This is a genomic window from Arachidicoccus rhizosphaerae, from assembly GCF_900107765.1.
GTDB classification, from domain to species: Bacteria; Bacteroidota; Bacteroidia; order Chitinophagales; family Chitinophagaceae; genus Arachidicoccus; species Arachidicoccus rhizosphaerae.
The window spans coordinates 1-23,794 of record NZ_FNQY01000021.1 but is presented as its reverse complement, the minus strand read 5'-3'; the positions used below and the strand labels follow the sequence as shown (position 1 = coordinate 23,794).

The following is a 23,794-nucleotide window of genomic DNA, read 5'->3' as shown; positions in this document are numbered from 1 at the left end:
GACCGGCAAAAATAATAAAATGTTTGCCGGGAGGGAGTCGTTTGTATAGCCGTAGGCAGTGTTTGGTAAAAACAGCCCCCGGGGGTTTTCTTATCCGCATAAATAAATTACCACAATGAAATTAAAACGCTTGAAAAAAAACAAAAAGAAAAGGCCGGAACTAGCCGTTTTGAGATCCAGGATGCGATTGGTTTCGGTGCTCCTGTTATTAACAATGATGCAGGTCTATGCCAAAGGGCTATCGCAGAACATTAATCTGCGACAAAATGACATCAGCCTGTTTGATGCGATAAAAAGTATCAGTAAGCAAAGTGGTTATAATATCCTTTATAATGCTTCGCTTATTCGCAGTTCAGATAAGCTGGATCTGGACCTGCAAAATGCAGATATCAGAACGGCGCTGGATCAGTGCCTTAAAGGCCGGAGTCTTTCCTATACCATCAAAGGCAAGTCCATTATCCTTCGGGCTAACGAAAAGGCCGAACCCGGTGTGGAAAAAATCACCCGGGCTCCAGGGGGTAATGCGGCCGGTGTCCAGGTCCGGGAAGTCATCGTGACCGGGAAGGTCACCGATGATCAGGGCCATGCCCTGGAAGGCGTGAGTGTCGTGATAAAAGGCACATCCAAGGGTACTGCCACAGACGCCCAGGGCGTCTATCAGATAAAAATGCCGGAGGGTTATGACCGGCTCATATTCAGTTATGTCGGTTATGAGCAACAGGAGATCCAGGTGGACAGCAAAAGGATTATAGATATTACCTTGCAGCCGGCCGCGGCTGAGAAGGATGACGTGGTCGTCGTCGGTTTTGGCACCCAGAAAAAGGAGAGCATGGTAAGTGCCATTACGACCGTGGATGTGCAGAAGATCCGTCAGCCCTCCAGTAATCTGACTACCATGTTTGCCGGACAGATCCCCGGTATGATTGCTTATCAAAGGACCGGCGAGCCCGGCAAGGATAACGCCTCCTTTTTTATCCGGGGACTGAGTGCATTTGGCTCCGGTAAGCAGGATCCCTTGATTCTGATCGACGGTATTGAGTCCTCCACCAATGACCTGGCAAGACTGCAGCCCGATGACATCTCCAAGTTCTCCGTACTCAAGGATGCCACGGCCGTAGCCGTATACGGTGCCCGGGGCGCCAACGGCGTGCTGTTGATTACCACCAAGGCCGGCATGGTAGGTTCTGCCAAGTTTTTCTTCCGGATGGAAAACTCCATTAATTCCAATACCGAGCATATTAATTTTGCAGATAATATCACCTATATGCAGCTGGCCAATGAGGCGGCGCTCACCAGGGATCCGCTGGCAGCCGTTCCTTACAGCCAAAATAAAATAGACCAGACCATGGCCGGTACTAATCCGTTGCTCTACCCGAGTAATGACTGGATTCATACCATGATCAAGTCCTACACCTATAACCAGCGGTATAACCTGAACGTGACAGGTGGCGGTAAGGTAGCCAGATACTATCTGTCCGGCACGTATAACGTGGATAACGGGATCTTAAAATCCAATCCGATTAATAACTTTAATAATAACATCAAGCTCAAAAACTATAATGTACGCTCCAATGTGGATCTGAATGTCACCTCCACCACCAAGGCCGCGGTGAGGGTCTATGCGCAGTTTGATGATTATAACGGGCCTAATAATGGCGATGGTGGCAGGATATTCAATAATGCCGCCTATTCCAACCCGGTAGCCTTCCCCGCCATCTACCCTTCGGAGTATCTGCCCTATGTAAATCATCCTTTATTTGGTAATGCAGTTATCCCCGGAACGCAGAGCTTATATGTGAACCCATACGCCTATTCGGTCTCCGGTTATTATCAGAGCTTCGCGTCCACCATCAACGTGCAGTTTGACGCTTCGCAGGATCTTCGTTTTATCCTGCCCGGCCTGAATTTCAACTTCATGGCCTATGTGAAAAGATATTCTAATTATTCCATCAACCGGAACTACAACCCCTTTTATTACAGTGCCGAGTCGCTGGATAACAGAACGATTTCTGATCTGTATGTACTCAATGACGGCAGCGCTTCTTCCATTGGTACGGTGGGCTCGGAGTACCTGAGCTATGACGAGTCGTCCAAAGACGTCAGTTCCATGTATTACGCGCAGGCCACGCTCAATTATTCCCATAACTGGGGCCCGCACAGTGTTTCCGGCATGCTGACCGGGCTTTTGCAGAGCCAGACAGAAGGCAACAGCGGCAGCCTGGCAAAGTCCTTGCCCCATAAAAATGAAGGACTTTCCGGCCGCTTTACGTATGGCTATAATGATAAATACCTGGCAGAATTTAATTTTGGCTATAACGGTTCGGAAAGGTTTGCGAGGAACAAGCGTTTTGGCTTTTTCCCTTCCATCGGCCTGGCTTATAATATCTCCAAAGAAGCTTTTTTTGACCCACTGCTTCCGGTGATCAGTAAGATGAAACTACGCTTTACCTATGGGGTAGCAGGTAACGACCAGATCGGCAACTCCGACGACCGGTTTTTCTATCTTTCTGATGTCAATATGAATGACAATGACTATGGCTCCACCTTTGGGCTGGATTACGGGTATTCCAGGCCGGGTATTTATATCAACCGGTATCCTAATGAGAGCATCACCTGGATGCATACCAGACAATATAATCTGGGTGTAGATTTGACTTTGTTTAAAAATCTGGATATGGTCATTGAACTCTATAAAAGAAGTACCGACAATATCCTGATGACAAGAAGCTATATACCCAATTCCATGGGACTTATGTCTACCCCTCAGGCCAATACCGGCAAAGCGGAAAACAGAGGGATAGACTTTCTGGCCAGCTATAAGGCCACGCTGGGTAAACATAGTTGGCTGGAGACCCGGGTCAACCTGACCTATGCCACTTCCAAGACCCTGATCTATGACGAGCCGATCTATCCGGATAACCTGTCCTATCTTACCCATGTGGGTTATCCTGTGGACCAGGTATTCGGCTATATTGCCGATCATCTTTTTATCGACGATGCGGAAGTTAAAAACAGCCCGACACAGACCTTTGGAGAATATATGGCAGGCGATCTTAAGTACCGGGACGTAAACGGTGACGGTTCCATTAATCAAAATGACCTGGTCCCGATCGGCTACCCGCTCACCCCCGAAATCATCTATGGCGCCGGTTTCTCCTTCGGTTATAAGAAAATTGATATCAGCGCTTTTTTTCAGGGTTCAGCCCGTTCTTCCTTCTGGATTAACCCCGAGAATATCTCTCCCTTTGTTATTAACGGCAGTTACCAGAACAACCTGCTTAAAGCGGTTGCCGAGGATCACTGGTCTGAAAACAACCGCAACAGCTATGCTTTCTGGCCCCGGCTCAGTGACCGCTTTATCGGCAATAACAACCAGACCTCTACCTGGTGGATGGAGGACGGGACTTTTCTGCGGATGAAAACCCTTGAGCTCGGTTATTCCTTTGGCGTTCCGGGACTTAAATCCATCGGCTTTAAAAATGCCAGGGTCTACGCCAACGGGAACAACCTGTTTGTATGGAGTAAGTTTAAACTCTGGGATCCGGAAATGGGTGGCAATGGCCTGGGATATCCCATACAGCGAACCTATAATATCGGTATCAATTTCAATATTGAATAGGCTGGATGATTAAGCTGATTGAATAAGCTCATTCAATCAGCTGCGGGAACAGCAAACTATCATTGAATCCTAAAGAAAATAAACGTCATGATAAACAAGATAAATATAAAAATAAATATAAATATAAAAAGACGGCTTGCACCTGCAGGGCTGGTAACTGGGTTGCTGGTTTTTCTTTTCGCGGGCTGCAAGAAATTTATGGATGTGGTGCCGGATAATGTAGCTACTATAAATAATGCCTTTACCTTAAGAAATGAGGCGGAGAAGTATCTGTTTACCTGTTATTCCTATATTCCGCATGACGGCGATCCCAATAGCAATATAGGCATGCTGGCTGGCAACGAAATCTGGTTGTCCACCTCCAAAAGAGACCTATCCGTACCTGCCTGGGATATTGCCAGAGGTTTTCAGACCTCTTCCACCGTGATCTGTGATTACTGGGGCGGCGGCAATGGCGGCATCAGACTCTTTCAGGGCATCTCCAATTGTAATATCTTTTTGGAAAATGTGGCGGATACCAATAAAGTGAAAGACCTGACGGCCACAGAAAGAGCCAGATGGATCGGGGAAGCGCTGTTTTTAAAGGCTTATTATAATTTTCTTTTGCTGCGCTCCTTTGGCCCCATACCCATTAATGACAAGAACCTGCCGATTTCTGCAACGCCTGCCGAAGTAAAAGAATACCGGCAACCCTTTGACTCCTGTGTCAATTATATCGCAGGGCTGTTGGATTCTGCCCAGACTTTATTACCGATGACCATTTTAAACCGGGGTACGGAGCTGGGAAGGGTAACCAAGCCTATTGCAGCAGCTGTCAAAGCCAAATTACTGGTCCTTGCGGCAAGTCCCCTGTTTAACGGTAATCCGGATTATGTAAATGTGGTGGATAACAAAGGTGTTCACTTATTCAATAGCCAGCAGGAGGATCAGAAATGGGTCCGGGCAGCGGCGGCCTGTAAGGCAGCCGTTGAAACGGCTGAGACTGCCGGCTTTCATTTGTATTATTATCCCAGGACCTCGCTGACCAATCTCTCTGATGCTACATTGACTCAGTTAAATATCCGCCAGGCGATATGCGACCGCTGGAACAGCGAGAAAATCTGGGGATTGTCTAATTCCAGGGTGAATTATCTGCAAAATGTAACCATGGTGAAGCTGGCAGACCAGTATTCCAATATTTCAGGGGCCAGGGGACAGTTCAGCGCTACGCTACGCATGGCCGAATTATTCTACACAGCCAACGGAGTGCCGATTCAGGAAGATAAGACGCTTGATTTCAGTCATATCAATACGCTCAGGACCGCTACCCATGATGAGCGCTTTAATGTCAAGGAAGGCTATACGACGGCCCGCCTGAATTTTGACAGAGAAAACAGGTTTTATGCGGACCTGTGTTTTGACGGCGGTGTCTGGTATTTATTGAGCAGTCCTTCGGGCAACGATGAAAATACCTATACTTTGGAGGCTAAACTGGGGCAGTATGGCGGCAATAATGAGATTGGTTATGAGAACCAGACCGGGTATTATATCAAGAAATTTGTGGATTATAATTTTTCTTACAGCAGTAACGGTGTCAATACCAGGGAATATGAGTGGCCGGAGATCCGCGTTTCGGATATCTACCTGCTTTACGCGGAAGCGCTGAATGAAAGCTTACCTCAGCCCACAGCAGAAGTCTACCGGTATGTGGACTCTGTCCGGATGAGGGCAGGACTACAGGGAGTGGCGGACTCCTGGAGCAATTTCTCAAAAAATCCGGGTAAATATAAGACCAAGACAGGTATGCGCTCCATCATCAAACAGGAAAGACGTATTGAAATGGCCTTCGAAGGATCCTCCTACTGGGATCTGAGAAGGTGGAAAGATGCCGCGGCCGAGTATAATACGCCAGTGGTGGGGTGGACCACCAACCAGGCCTCGGATATTTCTTATTATCAGCCAAGGACACTTTTTCAGCAATCCTTCGTAGCCCCCAGAGATTACCTGTGGCCGCTGTGGATTAATGAGTTAAGGACAAATAATAATTTAGTACAAAACCCCGGCTGGCCTAAGTAATAAAAAAACAAATCACAATGAAATACAAGACTTATATATTAAACCCGTTTATCCGCTCTGCGGTGCTGGTAGCTGTGATGTCCCTGTCCTTTTTAAACTGTAAAAAGGAGACTATGGAACACAGTTCGCTTAGTAACAATGATGAAACGCCTCAGATGGTTTCAGATATTACCGTAAATAACGGTAAGGGAACGGCGACCCTGCATTATACAGTTCCGGCAGATCCTAATCTCTATTACGTAAAGGCAGTCTATGAAACAAAAAAGGGGGTCGAACGCATCGTAAAAGCATCTTATTATAAAAACGAACTGGTGCTGGACGGTTTTGCCGATACACTGGAACATACGGTAAAGATCTATACGGTCAACCGCGGGGAAAAAGCATCTGAACCCGTGCAAATCAAGGTGCATCCACTGATCAGTCCTATCTGGGAAGTCTATAACTCCCTTAAAGTGGCACCGGATTTTGGGGGCATCAATATCAAAGCGCTGAATGAAGAAAAGGCCGATGTGGCTATCCAGTTATTGACGAGGCAAAAAGGTGACTGGGCGCTTTATTCCGGTATTTACACTGCCACAGATACCATTGATAATTCCATAAGGGGGTTGGACACAAATGCCATTCAGGTGGCTGTATTTGTCCGGGATAAGTATCAAAATACCACAGACACGGTATTTACCGAGATATCGCCCCTTTATGAGGCGTTGCTGGATAAAAGTAAATTTGCGAGAACCAGCCTGCCGGGCGAACCTACCTATGATTTCTATAATCAGAATTCCAAGGGCCTGAGTTCGCTATGGGATGGCAAGACCCGGGGAGATGCATGGCCGGACGTCGTCTGGACCAATTCAAATAGTATGGACCCTCAACATGTAACTATTGACATCGGCACGCCTACCAAGCTCAGTCGTATGGTCATCTTTGAGTACTCAGAGAACGCTACGCCGAGCTCCAGCGGCCTTAGAAATTATTTTTACGGGGGCAATCTGAGAAAATTTGAAGTCTGGGGCGCTACCGAGCCTGCCAGTGACGGTAGTTTTAACCAGTGGGACCTGCTGGGCAGCTATGAAGTCAAAAAGCCTTCAGGTCTGCCTTATGGGTACCTGACGCAGGATGATTTTAATCAGGCCGCTGCCGGCTTTAACTGCACCTTTCATTCAGGCGATAAAAAATACCGCTATCTCAGGATTAACTGCCTGCAGAACTGGCTGGGTACCACTTATATGACCCTGGTGGAAACCAATGTGTACGGAGATCCAAGGAATTAAACTTCAAAGAAGCAATAAAAAAATAGTTATGATGGGTAAATTAAAAATAAAAACGTATCCGGGAGTCGCAGGTATTTTCTTTGGCTTGTTGACAATTGCCTTCTTTATGACAGGTAGTACCGGCTGCACCAAGATGGATGATTATAAAAAGCAATTTGTAAAAGGTGATCTGATATATCCGGCAAAGCCGGATACCATACTGGTATATTCCGGAGATTACCGCGTGCGGCTTAGTTCGGTACTGACTTCCGATCCGAATATTGTCAAATCACATATTTACTGGGACAGCCGTTCTGACTCTATGGAGGTAGATGTCAAAAGAACGCAGGGGGCTGATACCGTCAGCCTGCTCGTTAAGGATTTACTGGAAGGGTCGCATACTTTTGAAGTGGTCAATGAAGACGCCGGCGGTAACCGCTCCGTGCCCGTCTATGCGGTTGGCGTCGTCTACGGGGATAAATACCGTGCCTCACTGATTAACCGCCCCATTGCCTCCTCTTTTCTGGACACCGGGCTGCAGGTACATCTGAGTTTTGCCAGTATGGACGAAAGTGCCGGACCTATACTTACAGAACTGCATTATGAGACGACAAATGATGATTCGGTACGTCTTACCATCGGGCTGGACGTAACAGATACGTTGCTTATGGATTATAAAAAGGGCAGCGCTGTTGTCTATAGAACTTATTACCGGCCTGACAGCCTGAGTATTGACACCTTTAAGACCGCTTATGATACCTATATGCCTCAGATTCAGGATGTATGGGTGGATCTTACGGCTAAATATCTGAAAAATCCGGGCAATCCTTTTTACTACAGTACCTGGGATGGCGGCCGTTGGGGCGATCTGGACCAGTGGATTACCACACCCAATGTTAAAAACGCAGGCGGTTACGGCGGCTACGAAGTAAAAAATCACTCCATGATAGCCATGGAATCCGGCTGGGGCAAGTCAGCCATTACCAATGGGAAGATTTATCAGTCGGTATACCTGCCATATAGCGGTAAGTGGCGGATGACCGTCAATATGAACGATCTGAATGATCAGGGCCGAAAATACATCCTTGCGGCCGCGGGTCAGCAGTTCCCTGATATTGACCATGCGGAAGACCAAAGCCTGGCTTATTATGAATTTTCGGGCAACCACGGCGGGGATAATATCAGTATCAGCTTTACGATTGACCAGCCAGGTGATGTAACACTTGGTTTTCTAGCCAGTATGACAGATAACGGATCCTTCTTTGAAGTAAACAACCTGAAATTGGAATATAGTTACAGCAATAATTAAAGCAGTTAATATCAGGTGGTAATGTTTACCGGGGTAACCCATAAACCGAATAAAATATAATGATCTGCTGACACAAGGGAGCCTGAATAAAACCAGGCTCCTTTTTTTATGTGCGCCCGGCATGGTGCATTTCTAGGAGGTGAGAGACCTCTATTGGCCCGGTAAGGGGAACAATTAGCCGAACGGCAAGGGTGTCCTGGGTGACTGGGAATCTGAAGGCAGCTGTAGGCAAAGCGCTGACATGACGTACAGGAATCGTATGAGGCTGTTTGTCTGGATCAGGAGGCATTTATCTCTAAAGTCCGATACTTACACGGAAAGACAGGCAGTAGATACGGCATGTATAAGCGTGACAGAAATGCATCTTACCCGGGGAGATCTGATACCCTGTCAGCGGAAGGAACACGAGGTATTCTGCACCGGGACAACCCTGATGTCAACATCAGATTAAGGTATCAGAAGTCAGCAGAGGCCATAGTAAGCCCGAGACGAGCTGGGCGACCGACCTAAAAGGAAACGCAGGAAGACTCACGGAAAGGATGAAGGGCCGAACTATTAACGAATGGATTAAAATCATCATTATGAATCAACAGTCAAAGGCAGAAAAGAAGGTGGGAACATCTTCATCATCAAGGGAGGCAAAATCTCCGGAAGAGACAAGGGCCCTTGGTGGTGCCGTTTCTGTAGGTCCCATAAAGAAAGGATGTAATCCCCCCGAACTCCGATTAATCGACAGACTCCTTAATGTAGACAATCTGAACGATGCTTTCATTAAAGTTGTTGACAATAGAGGGAGCGCAGGAGCAGACGGGATGGAAGTAGGAGATTTAAAATTATTTCTAAGGAAAAACTGGGAGGCAATTGAGGGACAGTTAAGACAGGGGAAGTATCAACCACAGCCAGTCAAGAAGGTAGAAATACCAAAACCTGATGGAGGGGTCCGAATGCTTGGCATTCCTACGGTACTCGACCGGTTTATACAACAGTCTCTATTACAAGTCCTTACTCCAATCTGGGAGCCAATCTTCTCAGACAACAGCTTCGGCTTTCGTCCTAAAAGAAAGGCAATAGATGCAATAAACCGTGCGAAGGAATATCAGGATGAGGGATACCGGATTGTTATCGACATAGACCTCTCAAAATTCTTTGATGAGGTTCCTCACCAAAGGTTAATGAGTAAAATCATGCTAAAAACACCCGGAGAGTGGGAAATTCACAAACTCATCCACCGATACCTACTTACAGGAATGATGAAAGATGGAATGCTAGAAGACCGGGAAAAAGGAACCCCGCAGGGTTCCCCAGCTAGTCCAATTTTATCAAACATTGTACTCGATGAACTGGACAAGGAATTAGAGAAACGAGGTCATCGACATACGAGGTACGCCGATGATTGTAATGTGTATGTCAAGACACGCCGAGCCGGAGAGCGCGCCTTTGCTTCTATCCAAAACTTTATAGAGAACAAGATGAGGTTAAAGGTCAATAAGGAGAAAAGCAAGGTGGATAGCCCCGTAAAGGGCAAATTTCTTGGTTACTCCTTTTATTACAAGAAAGGTGGCACTGGTCTTAGGGTTGCCCCGAAGAGCGTGACACGCATAAAAGAATCCATTAAAGAGTTGTGTCAACGAGGTAGAGGCAAACACCTGCCCAAGTTTATTTCCAAAACGCTTAACCCTGCTATCAGGGGGTGGTTCAATTATTACCGCTACGCGGATATGAAGAAACTGGCTCATGAACTCGACGAATGGTTGCGACATCGCTTGCGGAACATCCTTTGGCGACACTGGAAACGCAACTGGACAAGATTCACCAACCTTCGGAAAGCTGGGCTCTCCGAACAGCATGCAGCTCGGAGAGCCTTTAATCAACGCGGCCCGTGGTTCAATTCGGGGGCATCACACATGAATCTCGCATTCCCCAAGAAATATTTTGACGAATTGGGTCTCTTTAGCTTCGTGACTGCCCTTAAGGCCTTTCACGCTAAACTCGAGGCTCCTATAATCTAAAAGTTAATAGAACCGCCGTATACGGAACCGTACGTACGGTGGTGTGGGAGGTCAGGTAGCGAAATAATCGCTACCTTCCTACCCGATTTTTCATCATCCAATCAGGTAAAATGGATTTTGGTCAGTAGAAGTAGAAATTCCGGGAAGTTCCGTAACTTTTGCGGCCGCTTAGACCGCTTTTTTGTTTTTTACTTCCTCTTTAAAAGCTAACAGGTTCAATAAGGTTGGTAACACCATTATAAGCAGCGGCAACGCTACCAGAACGCCGCCAATAACCGCAATTGCCAGCGGCTGATGGAGCAGTGCACCTGTTCCTGTTCCTGTACCAAGGGCCAGTGGCATCAGTGCGATCATTGTACTGGTGGCTGTCATGATTTTGGGCCGCAGCCTTGTGCTGATTGCATAGATAATGGAGTTCACCTTATTCATTTTTTTGTGGGAAGTGCTGACCTGAATATAGGTAAATATGGCATTCTCATTAATGATGCCTACCACCATAATAATTCCTGTATAGCTGCCGACGTTTAACGGGCTACCCTCAGAAAAAACAATAGACAGTTGCTTCAGGTGTCGAATTCTGCTGTTTTAAATTAAAAGAGTCCCTGCTATCATAAAAAGGCAATAATAAGGTTGTGAAGACAAGAAGACCAGCTATTGAACCCTGTATTAACCGCAAACAGAATCTTTATTTTGTAATACTGTTTGGAGATTTAAGGTATGCCATAAAACAATTTTTTTACAGCACAATGCGTCTTTCACTGCTGATTTTGCCGCAAAATCGAAAAAAGGTCATCATTTAGTGGATTTAATAAGATTCAATAAATTGCGGGCTGTTTTTGTATTATAGTATAAATGGAATATATTTAGTAATAAAAGGCTGGTTCAAAATCCGGTAAGGAAGGAAATTATTTATCAAGTGAACATTTTTAATTGTCTATATTTGACTCTTGGTATGAAGGATTTACCAGATGCCATATCAAGAAATATTAAAAAAAGTAAAATGAGAAAGCAATTAATAAATAATACGGTCTTAATTCCGATTGGGATTTTTATAATCGTAGGTACACTGATGGCTTCACAATTGATAAATTTGCCTGACATGGTTAAAGGCTTTTTGTTTGGTATTGGAATTGGATTAATGTTCCTTTTTTTTATATTTAAAAAGTTTAAACCTACTTCAGATCAAAATCATTGATAGTTGTGAATGAAAGGAAGGCTGGCCTTAAAGGATGCGTAGTAATTACTGTATTAATTAAATCCTAAATACTTTAATGTGTAATGAATCTGATCCTGGTAAAAGGCATTTTTAAAATAATTTTTAGTCTGGTCTGGATTGGTCACTAGTAAATAATAATATCAGTATCAGCTTTACAATTGCCAAACCCGGTTACGGAACTCTTGGTTTCCTGGCCAGTATGGCAGATAACGGGTCTTTCTTTGAGGTGAACAATCTGAAACTGGAATACAATTTCAGCAATAATTGAAACAGGCAATACCCCATGTTAATGTTTACCGGTCTAACCGATAAATATTAAAACGCCTTACGCAATGGAATTTTAGCTATTAAATCTATGCCTTGATATGTAAAGTCTAAGATTTAAACTGTTTTTTGATTGCCCTTTAAACATTAATCACTATCTTTGTTCACAAATTTGTTATGTTCACGTAACGTGAACGATTAATATTTATGAACAATAATAGAGATAAAATAGTAATCCATGCCCTTGAGATATTGAAGGAAAATGCCGGAATCACTGGTAAATGGGAAGCAACTCCTCTAAATGAGACAGATGGGAAAATTACTTTTATCATGGATGGTGAACTGTTTTTGTTTAATGCCATTGTAAGAGACACGATTAGGAACGTTCAGATTCCTGCAATTCTAGCAAACAATCTAACAAGCAGTCCTGTCATCGTAGTTGCCCGCAGTCTTTTTCCAAATATAAAGCATACATTAAGGCAGGCTGGAGTAGCATATCTTGAAGCAAACGGAAATATTTTTCTAAAGCGAAATGGTGTTACACTTTGGTTGGATGGGCAAAGGAGCATCCCTGCTAAAAATGAAAAAGGGAACCGTGCATTCACTAAAACAGGTCTTAAAGTACTTTTTAATTGTTTAGTCGATCAGGATCTACTTAATCTTACGTACAGAGAAATCGCAAAAATCACCAACGTAGCGTTGGGAAATATTAATTACGTTATAACAGGTTTAAAGCAGCTACATTTCATAACAAGTGTTGATGATAAAAGGCTAGTATTGAATAATAAGAAGGAACTGCTTCAAAAGTGGGTAACTGCTTACGAAGAACGGTTAAAACCGACACTTCTCATTGGAACGTTTCGTTTTCTCAGAAAGGAGGATTTCGGCAATTGGAAAAACATGGAATTGAATATAGAAAAGACAGCCTGGGGAGGAGAACCTGCCGGCGATATACTCACTGATTACCTGCACCCTGGCGAATTGACAATGTATACTACCGAAACAAAAGCTGAACTGATGAAAAATTATAAGCTAATTCCAGACAACAATGGCAATATTAAGATATACCAAAGATTTTGGGAGAATGCCACAGAGGCTAATACAGTACCTCCATTACTTGTATACACGGATCTAATAAACGCTGGTGATAGGCGAAGCTTTGACACCGCTCAAAAAATTTATAATGACTACCTTCAAAATCAATTTGAATCAAATCAGATGGGACAGTAATCACTGCGAAATGCTTGACGCATTAGAAAGAGGATTTAAGAATTTTGGAATAGACTACTATTTGGTCGGCGCAGTAGCTCGCGATATTTGGTTACAAGCTATTAATGACATTAAACCAAGTAGAACGACTAAAGATATTGACTTAGGGGTGTTGATAAATGACAAAGGTAAATTCGAATTATTGCGGGCTTACCTCGTTGAAAATGAAAATTTCATACCCACGCATGACAATGCATTTGCATTATTGTGGAATGACAGAATCATTATAGACCTTATGCCTTTTGGGGCAATCGAGGATTTTGATGGAAGTGTGACGGTCACTGGTACCGGTTTTACAAATATAGACGTGCCAGCATTTAAAGAAATATATCTATCAGGCCTGCCGAAGATCGAATTAGAGGACAAACATCAATTTAAATGTTGCACACTGCCTGGAATTGTCATTTTAAAACTTTTGGCATGGGAAGACCGCCCGGAAATCCGTCAAACAGATTTAATTGACATTTGTGAGATATTAAATCATTATTTCGAAATAAACGATAACGAAATATGGGAAAATCATTCTGACTTGTTTACAGATGAGGACGTGGAATTAATTCAGGTTTCCGCAACGGTCTTAGGAAGGGAAATCAAAAAGATTATCAACACAAACCAGAACATTTATACCAGGTTGCAGAAACTTATTAGGTTTAATATTAAGGATTCAATTAATAGTCGAATGATTCGCATAATGACACAATATTTTGAGAATTCTATTGAAACAAATTGTGTAATCTTGGAAAACCTCCTAAGGGGCATACAAGAGTAATACCTCGTTCCAGACTTTAGCAAAGTTAGTATACAAAAGGTATTCTGAAGTTAAACCTACTTATATTGCCATGTGCTCATTTGGGTTGTTCTCATCTACAGGTAAGGTGTAATTTAAAGTGGGTTGATCAAATTTGGATTAATTACCAGTGAATTCTAGATCTACGCTGATTCGCAGAGTAAATGGTGTATTCAGAGACGATTTATCTAAACCGGTTAATTCCACGGTAGTTTTCGATTACAAAACAGCCCAGTTGTGATACTTCGATTGCGTGAGGTGTAGGAAGTATCCTCATCGGAACGAGTTTGGTAGCTTAAACAATTTCTATATCTCCAATGACTATGACTTTCAAAAATCAAGAAAATAGAACAGTATTAGTAAAAATCGGATTGCTGTAAGGATTATATCTCATGTTTATTTGATTTTAATGAATTTCCCCAAAAACAAAAGGGTGATTCGAAATTTAGTGGTATACAAAATCAATACATTATAAGCTGGAACCTTTGTATATTTGAATTATGATTCGCAAATATCCGATTGGCTTGCAGAGTTTCCGGGAAATCCGGGAGGGTGGCTATGTTTATATTGATAAGACGGAAGTCATCCACAGGCTCGTGGAAACGGGCGTATATTATTTTCTTACTCACCCCAGACGTTTTGGCAAAAGTCTGCTAATCAGTACCCATTAAAGAGCTATTTGAAGGCAGTAGAGAACTGTTTGAAGGTCTTTTTATTCGTGACAAATGGGACTGGACCAAGACAAATCCGGTAATTCACTTTGACCTTGCAGCGTTACCTTACAAATAAGAAGGGATGAGTGCAGCAATCATTTATGACCTTAGTTTAAATGCTAAAAAGTACGGAGTTGAATTAACAGGCAAAGGTATTGTGCTGCAGTTAAGGGAGTTATTAGAAAAGCTGGCAGAGAGAGGTAAAGTGGTAATCTTGATTGATGAGCACGATAAACCAATTATCGATTTTCTGGATGACCGGGATATGGTGGAAACGAACCGTTCCATTTTAAAAAGCTTTTATTCTATTCTCAAAGGAAATGATAAGTATATTCAACTGTTATTGATTATTGGGGTAACCCCGTTCAGTAAGGTAAGTATTTTTTCAGATTTGAATAACCTGGATAATATAACCCTGTCCAGTCATTACGGAGGGTTGGTAGGAATCACTCAATCCGAACTGGAGGAGAATTTCTCCCGGGAAATCACGGAACTACAAAAAAACAAGCCCGACATACTACCCCAGATCAAAGATTGGTATAACGGCTATACCTGGAATATGAAGGAATGGGTGTATAATCCTTTTTCTTTACTTAAGTTTTTGAAAGACCCGGTTTTTCGTAATTATTGGTTCACTACCGGAACCCCGACTTTTTTAATCCAGCAGCTTAAAAGGCGGGCGGTTTATGATGTTGAAGGCATAGAAATGGGCAGCCTTGCTTTATCGACCTTTGACACGGATAATCCCAATTCGGGTTCCCTGCTTTTCCAGACCGGGTATCTGACCATTAAAAATATTTCTTCTGATGATCAGATCTATGAGCTTGGCTGTCCGAACCGGGAAGTAAAGGCAAGCCTGTTGGATGGCCTGCTGAGCCTCTACCGGGAAGCCCCTTGGGAGGATTCAGTGGCCATCATTGCTAGTATCAAAAAAGCCCTGAATAGCTGCGATATTAAGCATCTTGTCACTCAGCTAAATACTCTGATTTCAACCATTGCCTATGACCACTGGAAAGCAGATACGGAATCTATATTTAATATTATCGTCTTTCTGACCTTCCGTCTGGCGGGTGTTGACGTCTTTACTGAAGTGCACAGTGCAAGGGGCAGAAGTGATGTACTGGTCAAAACTGCAGATTATATATATGTGCTGGAGTTTAAGCTGGACGGGACTGCTGCCGAGGCGCTACATCAGATTAAAGATAAAGGTTACCTTAAGCCATATTTAACCGATCCCAGACAGAAAATCGCAGTCGGCATCACTTTCTCCTCCAAAGACCATGAAGTGGCTGAATTTCTGACAGAAGAACAGTAGTATTAGAATTTTTGGCTCAGGATAAAATTTATAGTGAAGGCTGGTCGCCTTGTTATCATACTATCTTAATTTGTAACCACTATGTCGCATAAAAAGTACGGAACCTGAGCTCTTGCCTGGATGCTGGATGCTGCCGGACCCAAGCGTGATAGCTGATCTGATTTTGGCAAGATGCAATTCAAAAATAGTAACCAGATACAAGGATCTCATCTGTCAACCCGCCAGTAGTGCTGGCCGTACTGAAACTTACTTCAATCTTGAAAGTTTCTGATATACAGAAAAGCTATTTACGCTGTATTGGTTAGAAGAATCGTTTTTGCAATTTTTAGCCCATACCTGCTTTCCATTAGAAATCAAGTGATTGTTTGAAAATTAGAAAAAGTCATACATAATATAATTTGGAACATTAAATTTCTCTTATCTTTAGACTCAAATTTTAGTCTACGTGTTGGAGGAAATCAAAATAGGGAATCAAGTTACGTTCAGGCAGTTTTATGACGACTGGAGCGAGCGGCTCTATTTATATTTTCTTAAAAAGACGCATGTTGATCAAAGTGCACAGGAACTAACTCAGCTTACTTTTATAAAATTTTGGGAATATCGTTCGACCTTAACCAGCGAGTATCCGCTGGAGGCGCAGCTTTTTAGAAAAGCCAAACTCATCTTTATTGATTTTCTAAGAAAATCAGCCACGAAGGTGAAGCAAAAGGAAGCTGAATTAAGTTATCATGAACTTAACAGCGGTAATAAATGTAGCAATAGCTTTGAAGAAAAACAACAGCTTAGGACCGCTCTAGAGCAACTCCCCCCGATACGCCGTAAAGTGATCGAGCTCTCTCATATGGAAGGCTATGCCTATAAAGAAATTGCCCATCAATTAAAGATCTCCCGTAAAACGGTAGATAATCATGTCTATCAGGCACTTAAACAACTCCGCAGTATTTTATCATTGATCTTTTTATAATCTCTTTATCATTTAAAGAAATGACTGGGTCGTCAAAGGAATTTTGTAAAAATTCATATTGTTTTCATTGTCATCTATTTACGTAATTGCTGGCGTTTTTCCCTAAAATTTTTTATATTTTTTTTTAATTCAATAAGGAATTTCCCTTTGTCATACGTACATATATTTAACAGATGGATCAAAAAGTTACAAAAGAACAAATTGAAAGCTTTTTAAGCGGCAAAAGTGATACGGAGCAGGCCGCTATTGTCGCTTCTTATTTAAAGACGCTTAATGCCGAACAGTTGGCTGAGTATCTTCCAGATGAGGATTGGCAGGATTTTAATTCTGGTGAAACGGTCGATGCATCTGTTTTAGAAAAAATGTGGGACGAGATATCATCCGGTGTACTGGACAAAGGCAAAAAAAGTCCCATTAAGAAGTTCTTTATTATTGCAGGGGTCGCCGCCAGCCTGACTTTGGCAATCATGCTAAGCAATGGATATCTCGGTAACAATCTTTCAAAGTTATTGGGTCGTAATAAAGCCGATGTGACTGCAACTGTAAGCACTGTATTTACCATGGTGAGAAATTTGCATCAGCAGCCAAAGGATGCTTTACTTCCGGATGGTACTAAGGTTACATTGATGAAGGGGGCAGAGGTTGCGTATACAGGTGACTTTAATGCAAACAGGCAGTTGGAATTAAAGGGAGAGGCACGCTTTACGGTTGTGCATGACATCAGTCGTCCTTTTGTCATTCATACAAAGGGCATCATTACTGAAGACTTAGGCACCTGCTTTTGGGTGATAAGCCCAGAGCAGTCTAATAAAGTCACAGTTAGGCTCCTGGAAGGCAGTGTATCTGTCGGCTCCAGTGACAAAGGATTTGTTATGAAAACAAGGGTTTTAAAACCCGGTCAGCAGATTATGATTGATAAGCTAAGGGGGACTGCCTTGGTTAGTGAATTTGGAAAAGAAAAACCGGAACCAGACAAGGGAAATAGTGAATCTTCTTTGTTAGCTGAACAAAATTCGGTAAATTCTGTAGAATGGAGCAACCAGTCCGTGCGTTTTTTCAAGACATCGCTGGCTTCCACATTCAAGCAATTAGAGAAAACATATAAAGTTTCAATAGACACAGATAGCGCAGATATCAGGGATTTACAGTTTACAGGAACGATTTATTATTCGGATTCAATTGAAACAATTCTACAGACAATCTGCTCCATGAATGATTTGCGTTATCAGATACAAGGAAATCATATTATCATAAAAACTAAGCTATAAATTCATATAAATGGTTTAGTTACATCTTTATATTTTAAAGATGCAGCTATTTTATTGCCTAAAAAAATGTAAAAACATGCAATCTAAACTCAGAATTGGTACGCTACTGCTTGCAAGCCTGATTGCCATAAGGGGGGCCGCTCAAAATACTACACAGGTAAAAGGAACGGTACTGACCCAAAATGGCAAGTCCCTACCTGGAGTAACCGTGAAAGTTGTAAATGAATCTTCACATGCTGCAGATTTTACTGTCAGCGATGAGAATGGAGCATTTAAGGCCAAATTAAATAATGGCACTTTCTATAACTTTTACTTCTCGTATGTGGGGTATGCTGATGACTCTTTAACCCATTTTTCCATTAATGCTGGAGAGCATAATTCCATACTTTTCCGGTTAAAGGAAGTTGCCGGCACTTTGGACGATGTGGTTTCTATTGGTTATGGCTCCGCTCGCCGTGGCGATTTGACAGGAGCTATTTCCTCTTACACCCCCACGGAAAATGAAGCAGCCACCAGTGTTTCCGTGGATCAGATGTTACAAGGAAAAGTGCCAGGTGTGAATGTGACCAACTCGGCTTCAGGGCCAGGAGCTGCTTCGTCTGTAGTTATCAGAGGCGCCAACTCGCTTCGCGGTGATAATCAGCCACTGTATATTATTGATAACGTTCCTCAGCCTTCTACCGGTGAGTTTGACGCGAATAAATTAGGAGATAATCAGATTCCTGAAAATCCCCTGACTACTTTAAACCCTAGTGATATTGAAAGTGTCCAGGTATTAAAGGATGCCTCTGCTACGGCTATTTATGGTTCCAGAGGTGCGAATGGTGTAATTATCATTACCACTAAAAAAGGAAAGGTTGGCAAAGCTAAGGTGAACTTTAATTCTAATGTTACTACGGCTCAGGCGGTGGGCCTGCCACAGATGCTCAATCTGGAACAATATGGGGAAATGATTTATGCCAAATCAGGTGTGCAGCAATTCTATAACGTAGATGGTGAGACCAGGTATGTATTTGCTGGAAATACTTATGACCCGGCCGACACCAGCAGCTATAAGGTGATTCAGGAAAAGAACTGGGAGGATGAAGCCTTTAGAACCGCTATTTCCCAAAACTATAATCTATCCGTGAATGGTGGTGCAGGTAAGACAACCTATTACCTTTCCGCAGATTATAAGAATATTCAGGGTGTAATAGACGCAACCAGCATGAAGGTGGGTAATTTCAGAATGAACCTGAATACTGACTTGTCGGATCGTCTTAAATTGGCAGCGAGCTTAAGTGGGGGTGTTCGTAAAAACAATATGATGAATGGAGGTGACTCCAGAGGCGGGGCTACAGGCTCCATAGTGAATGCTGCCCTGTACGGCGTTCCATTCGAATATCCTGCTGATGATCCTACACTTACCTCCTCTACGGATGCCAGGACAACGGCACTGTCCTGGATCAATGATTATGAGGACTTGACTACGGAGAAGACCTTTCGGGCCTCTATGAATCTTAGTTGGAAGATCTCTAATTCTTTCTCTTATAATCTAAGAAGCGGATTGAATCAGACCATACAGGACCGCTCCAGATGGTTTGGCCTTGAGCTGTTCCAGGGTTTTAATAACAACGGTTACCTGAGTGTTTCTAATATGAATAGAAATAACTTTACGGTAGAAAACCTGTTGAATTATAATAAAAATATACGGGGCATTGTCAATATATCGGCTCTTGCCGGTGTTACTTATGATAAATACAGCTCCTTAAATAAAATCACCGTTGGTGCGGATTTTCAAAATTACCTGCTGACCGTTAATGGAATGAACTATGCCTCTAATGTGACAGTCTATCAACCGGCGCAAAGTGATTTTCAGTTGCTTTCCTACCTGGCCCGTGTGAACCTTTCGTTCTTACAGGATCAACTGCTGCTGACCGCAAATTTCAGGGCGGATGGCTCCAGTAAATTTGCCAAAGATAACCGTTGGGGGTATTTCCCTTCTACAGCCATTGCCTGGAGAATGGAGAAGGCGAAGTTCATGAAAAGTGTCGACTGGGTGAATCAGTTAAAATTACGTCTGGGTTACGGTAAAACAGGTAGCCAGTCCATCAGTCCATATCAGACACTGGATTTTTATTCTCAAAGCTCTTATTATGCAGATAATGAAGGTGGCATTCTATTAGGTATTAATACGGGCGGCCTGTCCAATAAGGACCTGACCTGGGAAAGCACTGCCTCTTATAATGCAGGTGTGGATTTTGCCTTGTTTGATTCCAGATTATCAGGTACTGTGGATGTATATAGAAAACAAACAGATGATCTGTTGATTAATAAGAATATTCCGGTGTCCACTGGTTACAGCAGCGTGATTTTAAACCAGGGCTCCCTGTCCAATAAGGGGATTGAAATTAGCCTGAATGGAGATATTATTAAAAAAGATAATTTTAGTTTCTCTTTGGGTGGTAATATCAGCTTTAATAAATCAAAAATCATTCAATTAGGATTGCCTGAAAGTACCTTTGGCAGTAGTTCTTATGTTGGATATCTGGGTAATTCACTGGGAGATCATTATGGAGTTGGCAATATATTTATCCAAGGGATGGCTCCCGGGCTTTTCTGGGGATATAAGACAGATGGTATCTACCAGACAGGCGATGACATCAAGGTTACGCAGGATCTGAATAATACGGTTCCGACCCCGGGTTCGATTAAATTTGTCGACCAAAATGGTGATGGAGTCATTGATAGCAAGGATATGACCATTATAGGCAATCCGAATCCGAAATTCACCTATGGGTTTAACCTGAATACAACCTATAAAAATTTCAATTTGAGTGCCAATTTTACCGGCGTCTACGGGAATCAGATTTTAAATGCAAATTTAAGAGACCTGGCGACACCATCCACCTCATCTGGTAACTTTAGTGCGGAGGCATTTGAAAATATGTGGACGACAGAAAACCCCAGCAACATTTATCCAAGTGTCACTAAAGCAATTTATAACGTTGTAACGGACAGGTATATTGAAAGTGGAAGTTACCTTAGGTTATCGAGTGTTACGCTTGGATATACTTTCCCGGATGCAGTGACAAAATCAATAGGACTTAGCCGCTTGAATATTTATGCTTCAGGTCAGAATTTATTTTTGATCACGAAATATTCCGGCTTTGATCCCGAAGTAAACTCATTTGCTTTTGATGGCTTGAGGCCTGGAATTGATATGAACTCATTCCCCAACTCCAGAACCTTTATCCTTGGACTAAATGTCAACTTTTAATGCTAACGGTTTAAACTAATAATATTAATTATGAAAAAGTTATTGTTTATAATTTTGGCCGGGATGCTGTTCACTTCTTGTGATAAGCTACTGGACGAATCTCCTGACTACTCCGTCAATAGTACGAATGTTTTTGATAATACAACGACAACACAGACAGCGCTGAACGCATGCTACGGTTATTTAATAAACTGGAATGGGTATGGTCAGGCTTATTTTGAATTGACCCTGGGCGCTTCAGGCCTTAGCTGGGCACAGACCAATGGGAGCGATCAGGACTACCTGGTCTCCTTAAATACCCTGAATTCCAATGGTACCTTAGGGCAGGTCTGGACAGGCTTTTATAAAACGATCGGGGAGTGTAATTCATTTGTACAGAATATAGAGGGAGGCTCACTTACAACTGACCAGAAGAATTATTATGCCGCTCAGGCCCGGTTTATCCGGGGCTTATGCTATTATAATTTAGCTGGCATCTTTGGAGATGTTCCTTTGAGAATAGCAGCCTCGGATGTTGATAGTTTAAATATGGCCCGCACTCCGGTGGCTGAGGTATATAACCAGGTAGCAACAGATTGGAAATTTGCGGCCCAGTATCTGCCAGAGGAACTTACCAGCGATCAGAGCACCTATTCTATGCCCACAAAGTACACGGCTTATGCTTATCTGGCTAAGCTTTACTGGACACTGGGAAGTAAGGAGAATGCCAGCTCCTCTTCCAATTGGGGGGTAGCGAAAGCGTATGGTGATTCTGTAATCAATGCAGGGGTTTATGCGCTTCAGTCCAATTACAACCAATTATTTGTGACCGGAGAAAATGATACAAAGGAATCCATTTTTAAACTCAACGTATCTACCAGTTTAAGTGGAATGGGCAGCCGGCTCAGCTGGTTGTTTGCTCCATATGGATCCACAACGGGTATCTCCTGGGCAAGGTTTAAACCCTCCAAGGCTTTTTATAACTGGTTTAAAGGTACTTATCCCGATGATCCAAGATTAAAGGTGGCTTTTTCAAATAGCTATACAACACTGTCTAATAGTAAGAAGAGCTATGCTTACCCGAATATTTCTTATTCAGCAACGGTGAATGGGGTAGCGCAAACAATTGTCGATTCCTTGGATTATTCTAAATTGGCAGATCCGACCAATCCGACGATCGATGAGATTACAGCGCAAAATGCAAAATTTGCCGCTGTCTGGACCGCCTCCACCGGATCGAATGAAGGTTGGCCGTTTTATGCCAAATATATTGATCCTAATGCAACGGCACAGCTGGGCAATAAACAGATATTGGTGTATCGGTATGCAGACTTTTTGTTGCTGATGGCGGATGTTAATAATGAGCTGGGTAATACAGCGGTCGCTGTTTCCTTGATTAATCAGGTCTTGACCCGGGCCAGGAATTCGGCAACTCCAACGTCTACTTATCCCGAAAATGTGAGTGGAAGTATTTCTCAGACCGCTTTAAGAGATAAGATTTTTAATGAAAGGTTGTTTGAACTGGCAGGAGAACCGGATAATTTTTACGATGTCAGAAGACGAGGAACGGAGTACTTTAAGCATGTACTGGAAAGAAACAATAATGACCATATTACAGCAGCTTTTGCTGGCAATAGTGCTGTTTCCTTAAATACGTATAAAGATCGCCTCTTTAATAATGGTACATTGAGTGATGACTTTTTAAAGAAGAACTTACTAGAGCCTATTCCTCAAACTGAACTTAATACGAATACCCAGATTACGGCAGGTGATCAAAATTTCGGGTATTAATAAGTAAGGATTATTTTATTTTCAAGATTATATATTGTATTTCAACTATTTATAATTTAATTAACGGGTGATTTAAGTCCAGCCTGGCAGGCAAATGCTGTCTGAATGCAGGCGAGGCTTTGAGTGTATAACAGAGAATATTTATTATTATGAAAAGATCGTTATTTGCAATACTTGGGCTGATGTCCTTTTGGGCTGTTAGGTTAAGTGCACAAACTGGTTCAAGGACAGATAGTCGTCCCAATATCCTGATTATCGTCTCTGATGACCATGCTTATCAATCCATTGGCACCTACGGATCTCCCTATGGAGCCACTCCACACATTGATAAACTGGCTTCAGAGGGAGCCACCTATTATAATGCGTTTGTTACCAATTCTCTTTGTGGTCCCAGCAGAGCTTGTCTACTGACGAGTAAATACAGCAATTTAAATGGCTTTGAAGATAATTTTTCCAAATTTGATCCTGCTCAGCCAACCTTTGCCAGTTATCTGACAGATGCCGGATATCAGACGGCCTGGATTGGTAAATGGCATCTGGGTAGTTTACCACAACATTTTTCCTATTTTAATATTGTACCCGAACAAGGTTATTATTATAATCCGGACTTTATTGATATGAATAATGATACGACGCGTAAAAACGGATATATTACCAACGTCATTACCGATTTAAGTGAGAACTGGTTAAAGAACAGGGATACGACAAAGCCCTTTTGTCTGGTCATCGG

Annotated in this window: 15 protein-coding genes; 14 read left to right on the top strand and 1 reads right to left on the bottom strand. The window is 42.7% G+C overall.

From position 1 onward, the window contains the following. Positions 1-115: 115 nt before the first annotated feature. The 5 genes from BLU80_RS15040 (at position 116) to ltrA (ending at position 10,239) form a co-directional block, all read left to right on the top strand. Positions 116-3,619, top strand: coding sequence for a TonB-dependent receptor (locus BLU80_RS15040; protein ID WP_091400099.1), 3,504 nt, complete (start codon positions 116-118; stop codon positions 3,617-3,619). 87 nt (positions 3,620-3,706) lie between these two features. Continuing rightward, entirely contained in the window at positions 3,707-5,674 is a 1,968-nt protein-coding gene (locus BLU80_RS15035) for a RagB/SusD family nutrient uptake outer membrane protein (RefSeq protein ID WP_091400097.1), read from the top strand. 17 nt (positions 5,675-5,691) lie between these two features. Further along, positions 5,692-6,942, top strand: a complete 1,251-nt coding sequence (locus tag BLU80_RS15030; protein ID WP_091400095.1) for a DUF4959 domain-containing protein — start codon at positions 5,692-5,694, stop codon at positions 6,940-6,942. Positions 6,943-6,970: 28 nt separating this feature from the next. Beyond that, entirely contained in the window at positions 6,971-8,230 is a 1,260-nt protein-coding gene (locus BLU80_RS15025; protein WP_170831258.1) for a DUF4998 domain-containing protein, read from the top strand. 581 nt (positions 8,231-8,811) lie between these two features. After that, the gene (gene ltrA, locus BLU80_RS15020) at positions 8,812-10,239 is read left to right on the top strand and encodes a group II intron reverse transcriptase/maturase (protein ID WP_091400148.1); all 1,428 of its coding nucleotides are present in this window, start codon (positions 8,812-8,814) and stop codon (positions 10,237-10,239) included. Positions 10,240-10,407: 168 nt separating this feature from the next. Here ltrA and BLU80_RS15015 read toward each other — a convergent pair whose 3' ends face one another. Then, positions 10,408-10,791, bottom strand: a complete 384-nt coding sequence (locus BLU80_RS15015; RefSeq protein ID WP_262482934.1) for an efflux RND transporter permease subunit — start codon at positions 10,789-10,791, stop codon at positions 10,408-10,410. Positions 10,792-11,926: 1,135 nt separating this feature from the next. On the opposite strand from BLU80_RS15015, the gene BLU80_RS15005 reads away from it, so the two are divergent. The 9 genes from BLU80_RS15005 to BLU80_RS14965 form a co-directional block, all read left to right on the top strand. Continuing rightward, a complete protein-coding gene (locus BLU80_RS15005; RefSeq protein ID WP_091400085.1) occupies positions 11,927-12,949 on the top strand; it encodes a type IV toxin-antitoxin system AbiEi family antitoxin in 1,023 nt (340 codons plus the stop codon). 10 nt (positions 12,950-12,959) lie between these two features. After that, on the top strand, positions 12,960-13,757 hold the full coding sequence (locus BLU80_RS15000; protein ID WP_211481873.1) for a hypothetical protein: 798 nt from the start codon (positions 12,960-12,962) through the stop codon (positions 13,755-13,757). 518 nt (positions 13,758-14,275) lie between these two features. Further along, positions 14,276-14,446: an AAA family ATPase gene (locus BLU80_RS19770; protein ID WP_211481872.1), complete on the top strand. Its 171-nt coding sequence runs from the start codon at positions 14,276-14,278 to the stop codon at positions 14,444-14,446. Between the two features lie 124 nt (positions 14,447-14,570). Then, positions 14,571-15,803, top strand: a complete 1,233-nt coding sequence (locus BLU80_RS14990) for an AAA family ATPase (RefSeq protein ID WP_091400080.1) — start codon at positions 14,571-14,573, stop codon at positions 15,801-15,803. A gap of 445 nt (positions 15,804-16,248) precedes the next feature. Next, positions 16,249-16,767: an RNA polymerase sigma factor gene (locus BLU80_RS14985; RefSeq protein ID WP_170831256.1), complete on the top strand. Its 519-nt coding sequence runs from the start codon at positions 16,249-16,251 to the stop codon at positions 16,765-16,767. 173 nt (positions 16,768-16,940) lie between these two features. Continuing rightward, positions 16,941-18,035: a FecR family protein gene (locus tag BLU80_RS14980; protein ID WP_091400076.1), complete on the top strand. Its 1,095-nt coding sequence runs from the start codon at positions 16,941-16,943 to the stop codon at positions 18,033-18,035. A gap of 76 nt (positions 18,036-18,111) precedes the next feature. Continuing rightward, a complete protein-coding gene (locus BLU80_RS14975) occupies positions 18,112-21,294 on the top strand; it encodes a SusC/RagA family TonB-linked outer membrane protein (RefSeq protein ID WP_091400146.1) in 3,183 nt (1,060 codons plus the stop codon). A gap of 30 nt (positions 21,295-21,324) precedes the next feature. Next, complete coding sequence (locus BLU80_RS14970) at positions 21,325-23,064, top strand: RagB/SusD family nutrient uptake outer membrane protein (protein WP_091400074.1); 1,740 nt, start codon at positions 21,325-21,327, stop codon at positions 23,062-23,064. Between the two features lie 149 nt (positions 23,065-23,213). Next, positions 23,214-23,794 (top strand): sulfatase-like hydrolase/transferase (locus tag BLU80_RS14965; RefSeq protein ID WP_211481871.1); only part of this gene is annotated, 581 nt, incomplete at its 3' end.

Coding starts and splice junctions, on each gene's coding strand:
- BLU80_RS14970 (WP_091400074.1), top strand. CDS start 21,325: ATGAAAAAGTTATTGTTTATAATTTTGGCCGGGATGCTGTTCACTTCT.
- BLU80_RS15040 (WP_091400099.1), top strand. CDS start 116: ATGAAATTAAAACGCTTGAAAAAAAACAAAAAGAAAAGGCCGGAACTA.
- BLU80_RS15025 (WP_170831258.1), top strand. CDS start 6,971: ATGATGGGTAAATTAAAAATAAAAACGTATCCGGGAGTCGCAGGTATT.
- BLU80_RS15035 (WP_091400097.1), top strand. CDS start 3,707: ATGATAAACAAGATAAATATAAAAATAAATATAAATATAAAAAGACGG.
- BLU80_RS15030 (WP_091400095.1), top strand. CDS start 5,692: ATGAAATACAAGACTTATATATTAAACCCGTTTATCCGCTCTGCGGTG.
- BLU80_RS14975 (WP_091400146.1), top strand. CDS start 18,112: ATGCAATCTAAACTCAGAATTGGTACGCTACTGCTTGCAAGCCTGATT.
- BLU80_RS15000 (WP_211481873.1), top strand. CDS start 12,960: ATGCTTGACGCATTAGAAAGAGGATTTAAGAATTTTGGAATAGACTAC.
- ltrA (WP_091400148.1), top strand. CDS start 8,812: ATGAATCAACAGTCAAAGGCAGAAAAGAAGGTGGGAACATCTTCATCA.
- BLU80_RS14980 (WP_091400076.1), top strand. CDS start 16,941: ATGGATCAAAAAGTTACAAAAGAACAAATTGAAAGCTTTTTAAGCGGC.
- BLU80_RS15005 (WP_091400085.1), top strand. CDS start 11,927: ATGAACAATAATAGAGATAAAATAGTAATCCATGCCCTTGAGATATTG.
- BLU80_RS14990 (WP_091400080.1), top strand. CDS start 14,571: ATGAGTGCAGCAATCATTTATGACCTTAGTTTAAATGCTAAAAAGTAC.
- BLU80_RS19770 (WP_211481872.1), top strand. CDS start 14,276: ATGATTCGCAAATATCCGATTGGCTTGCAGAGTTTCCGGGAAATCCGG.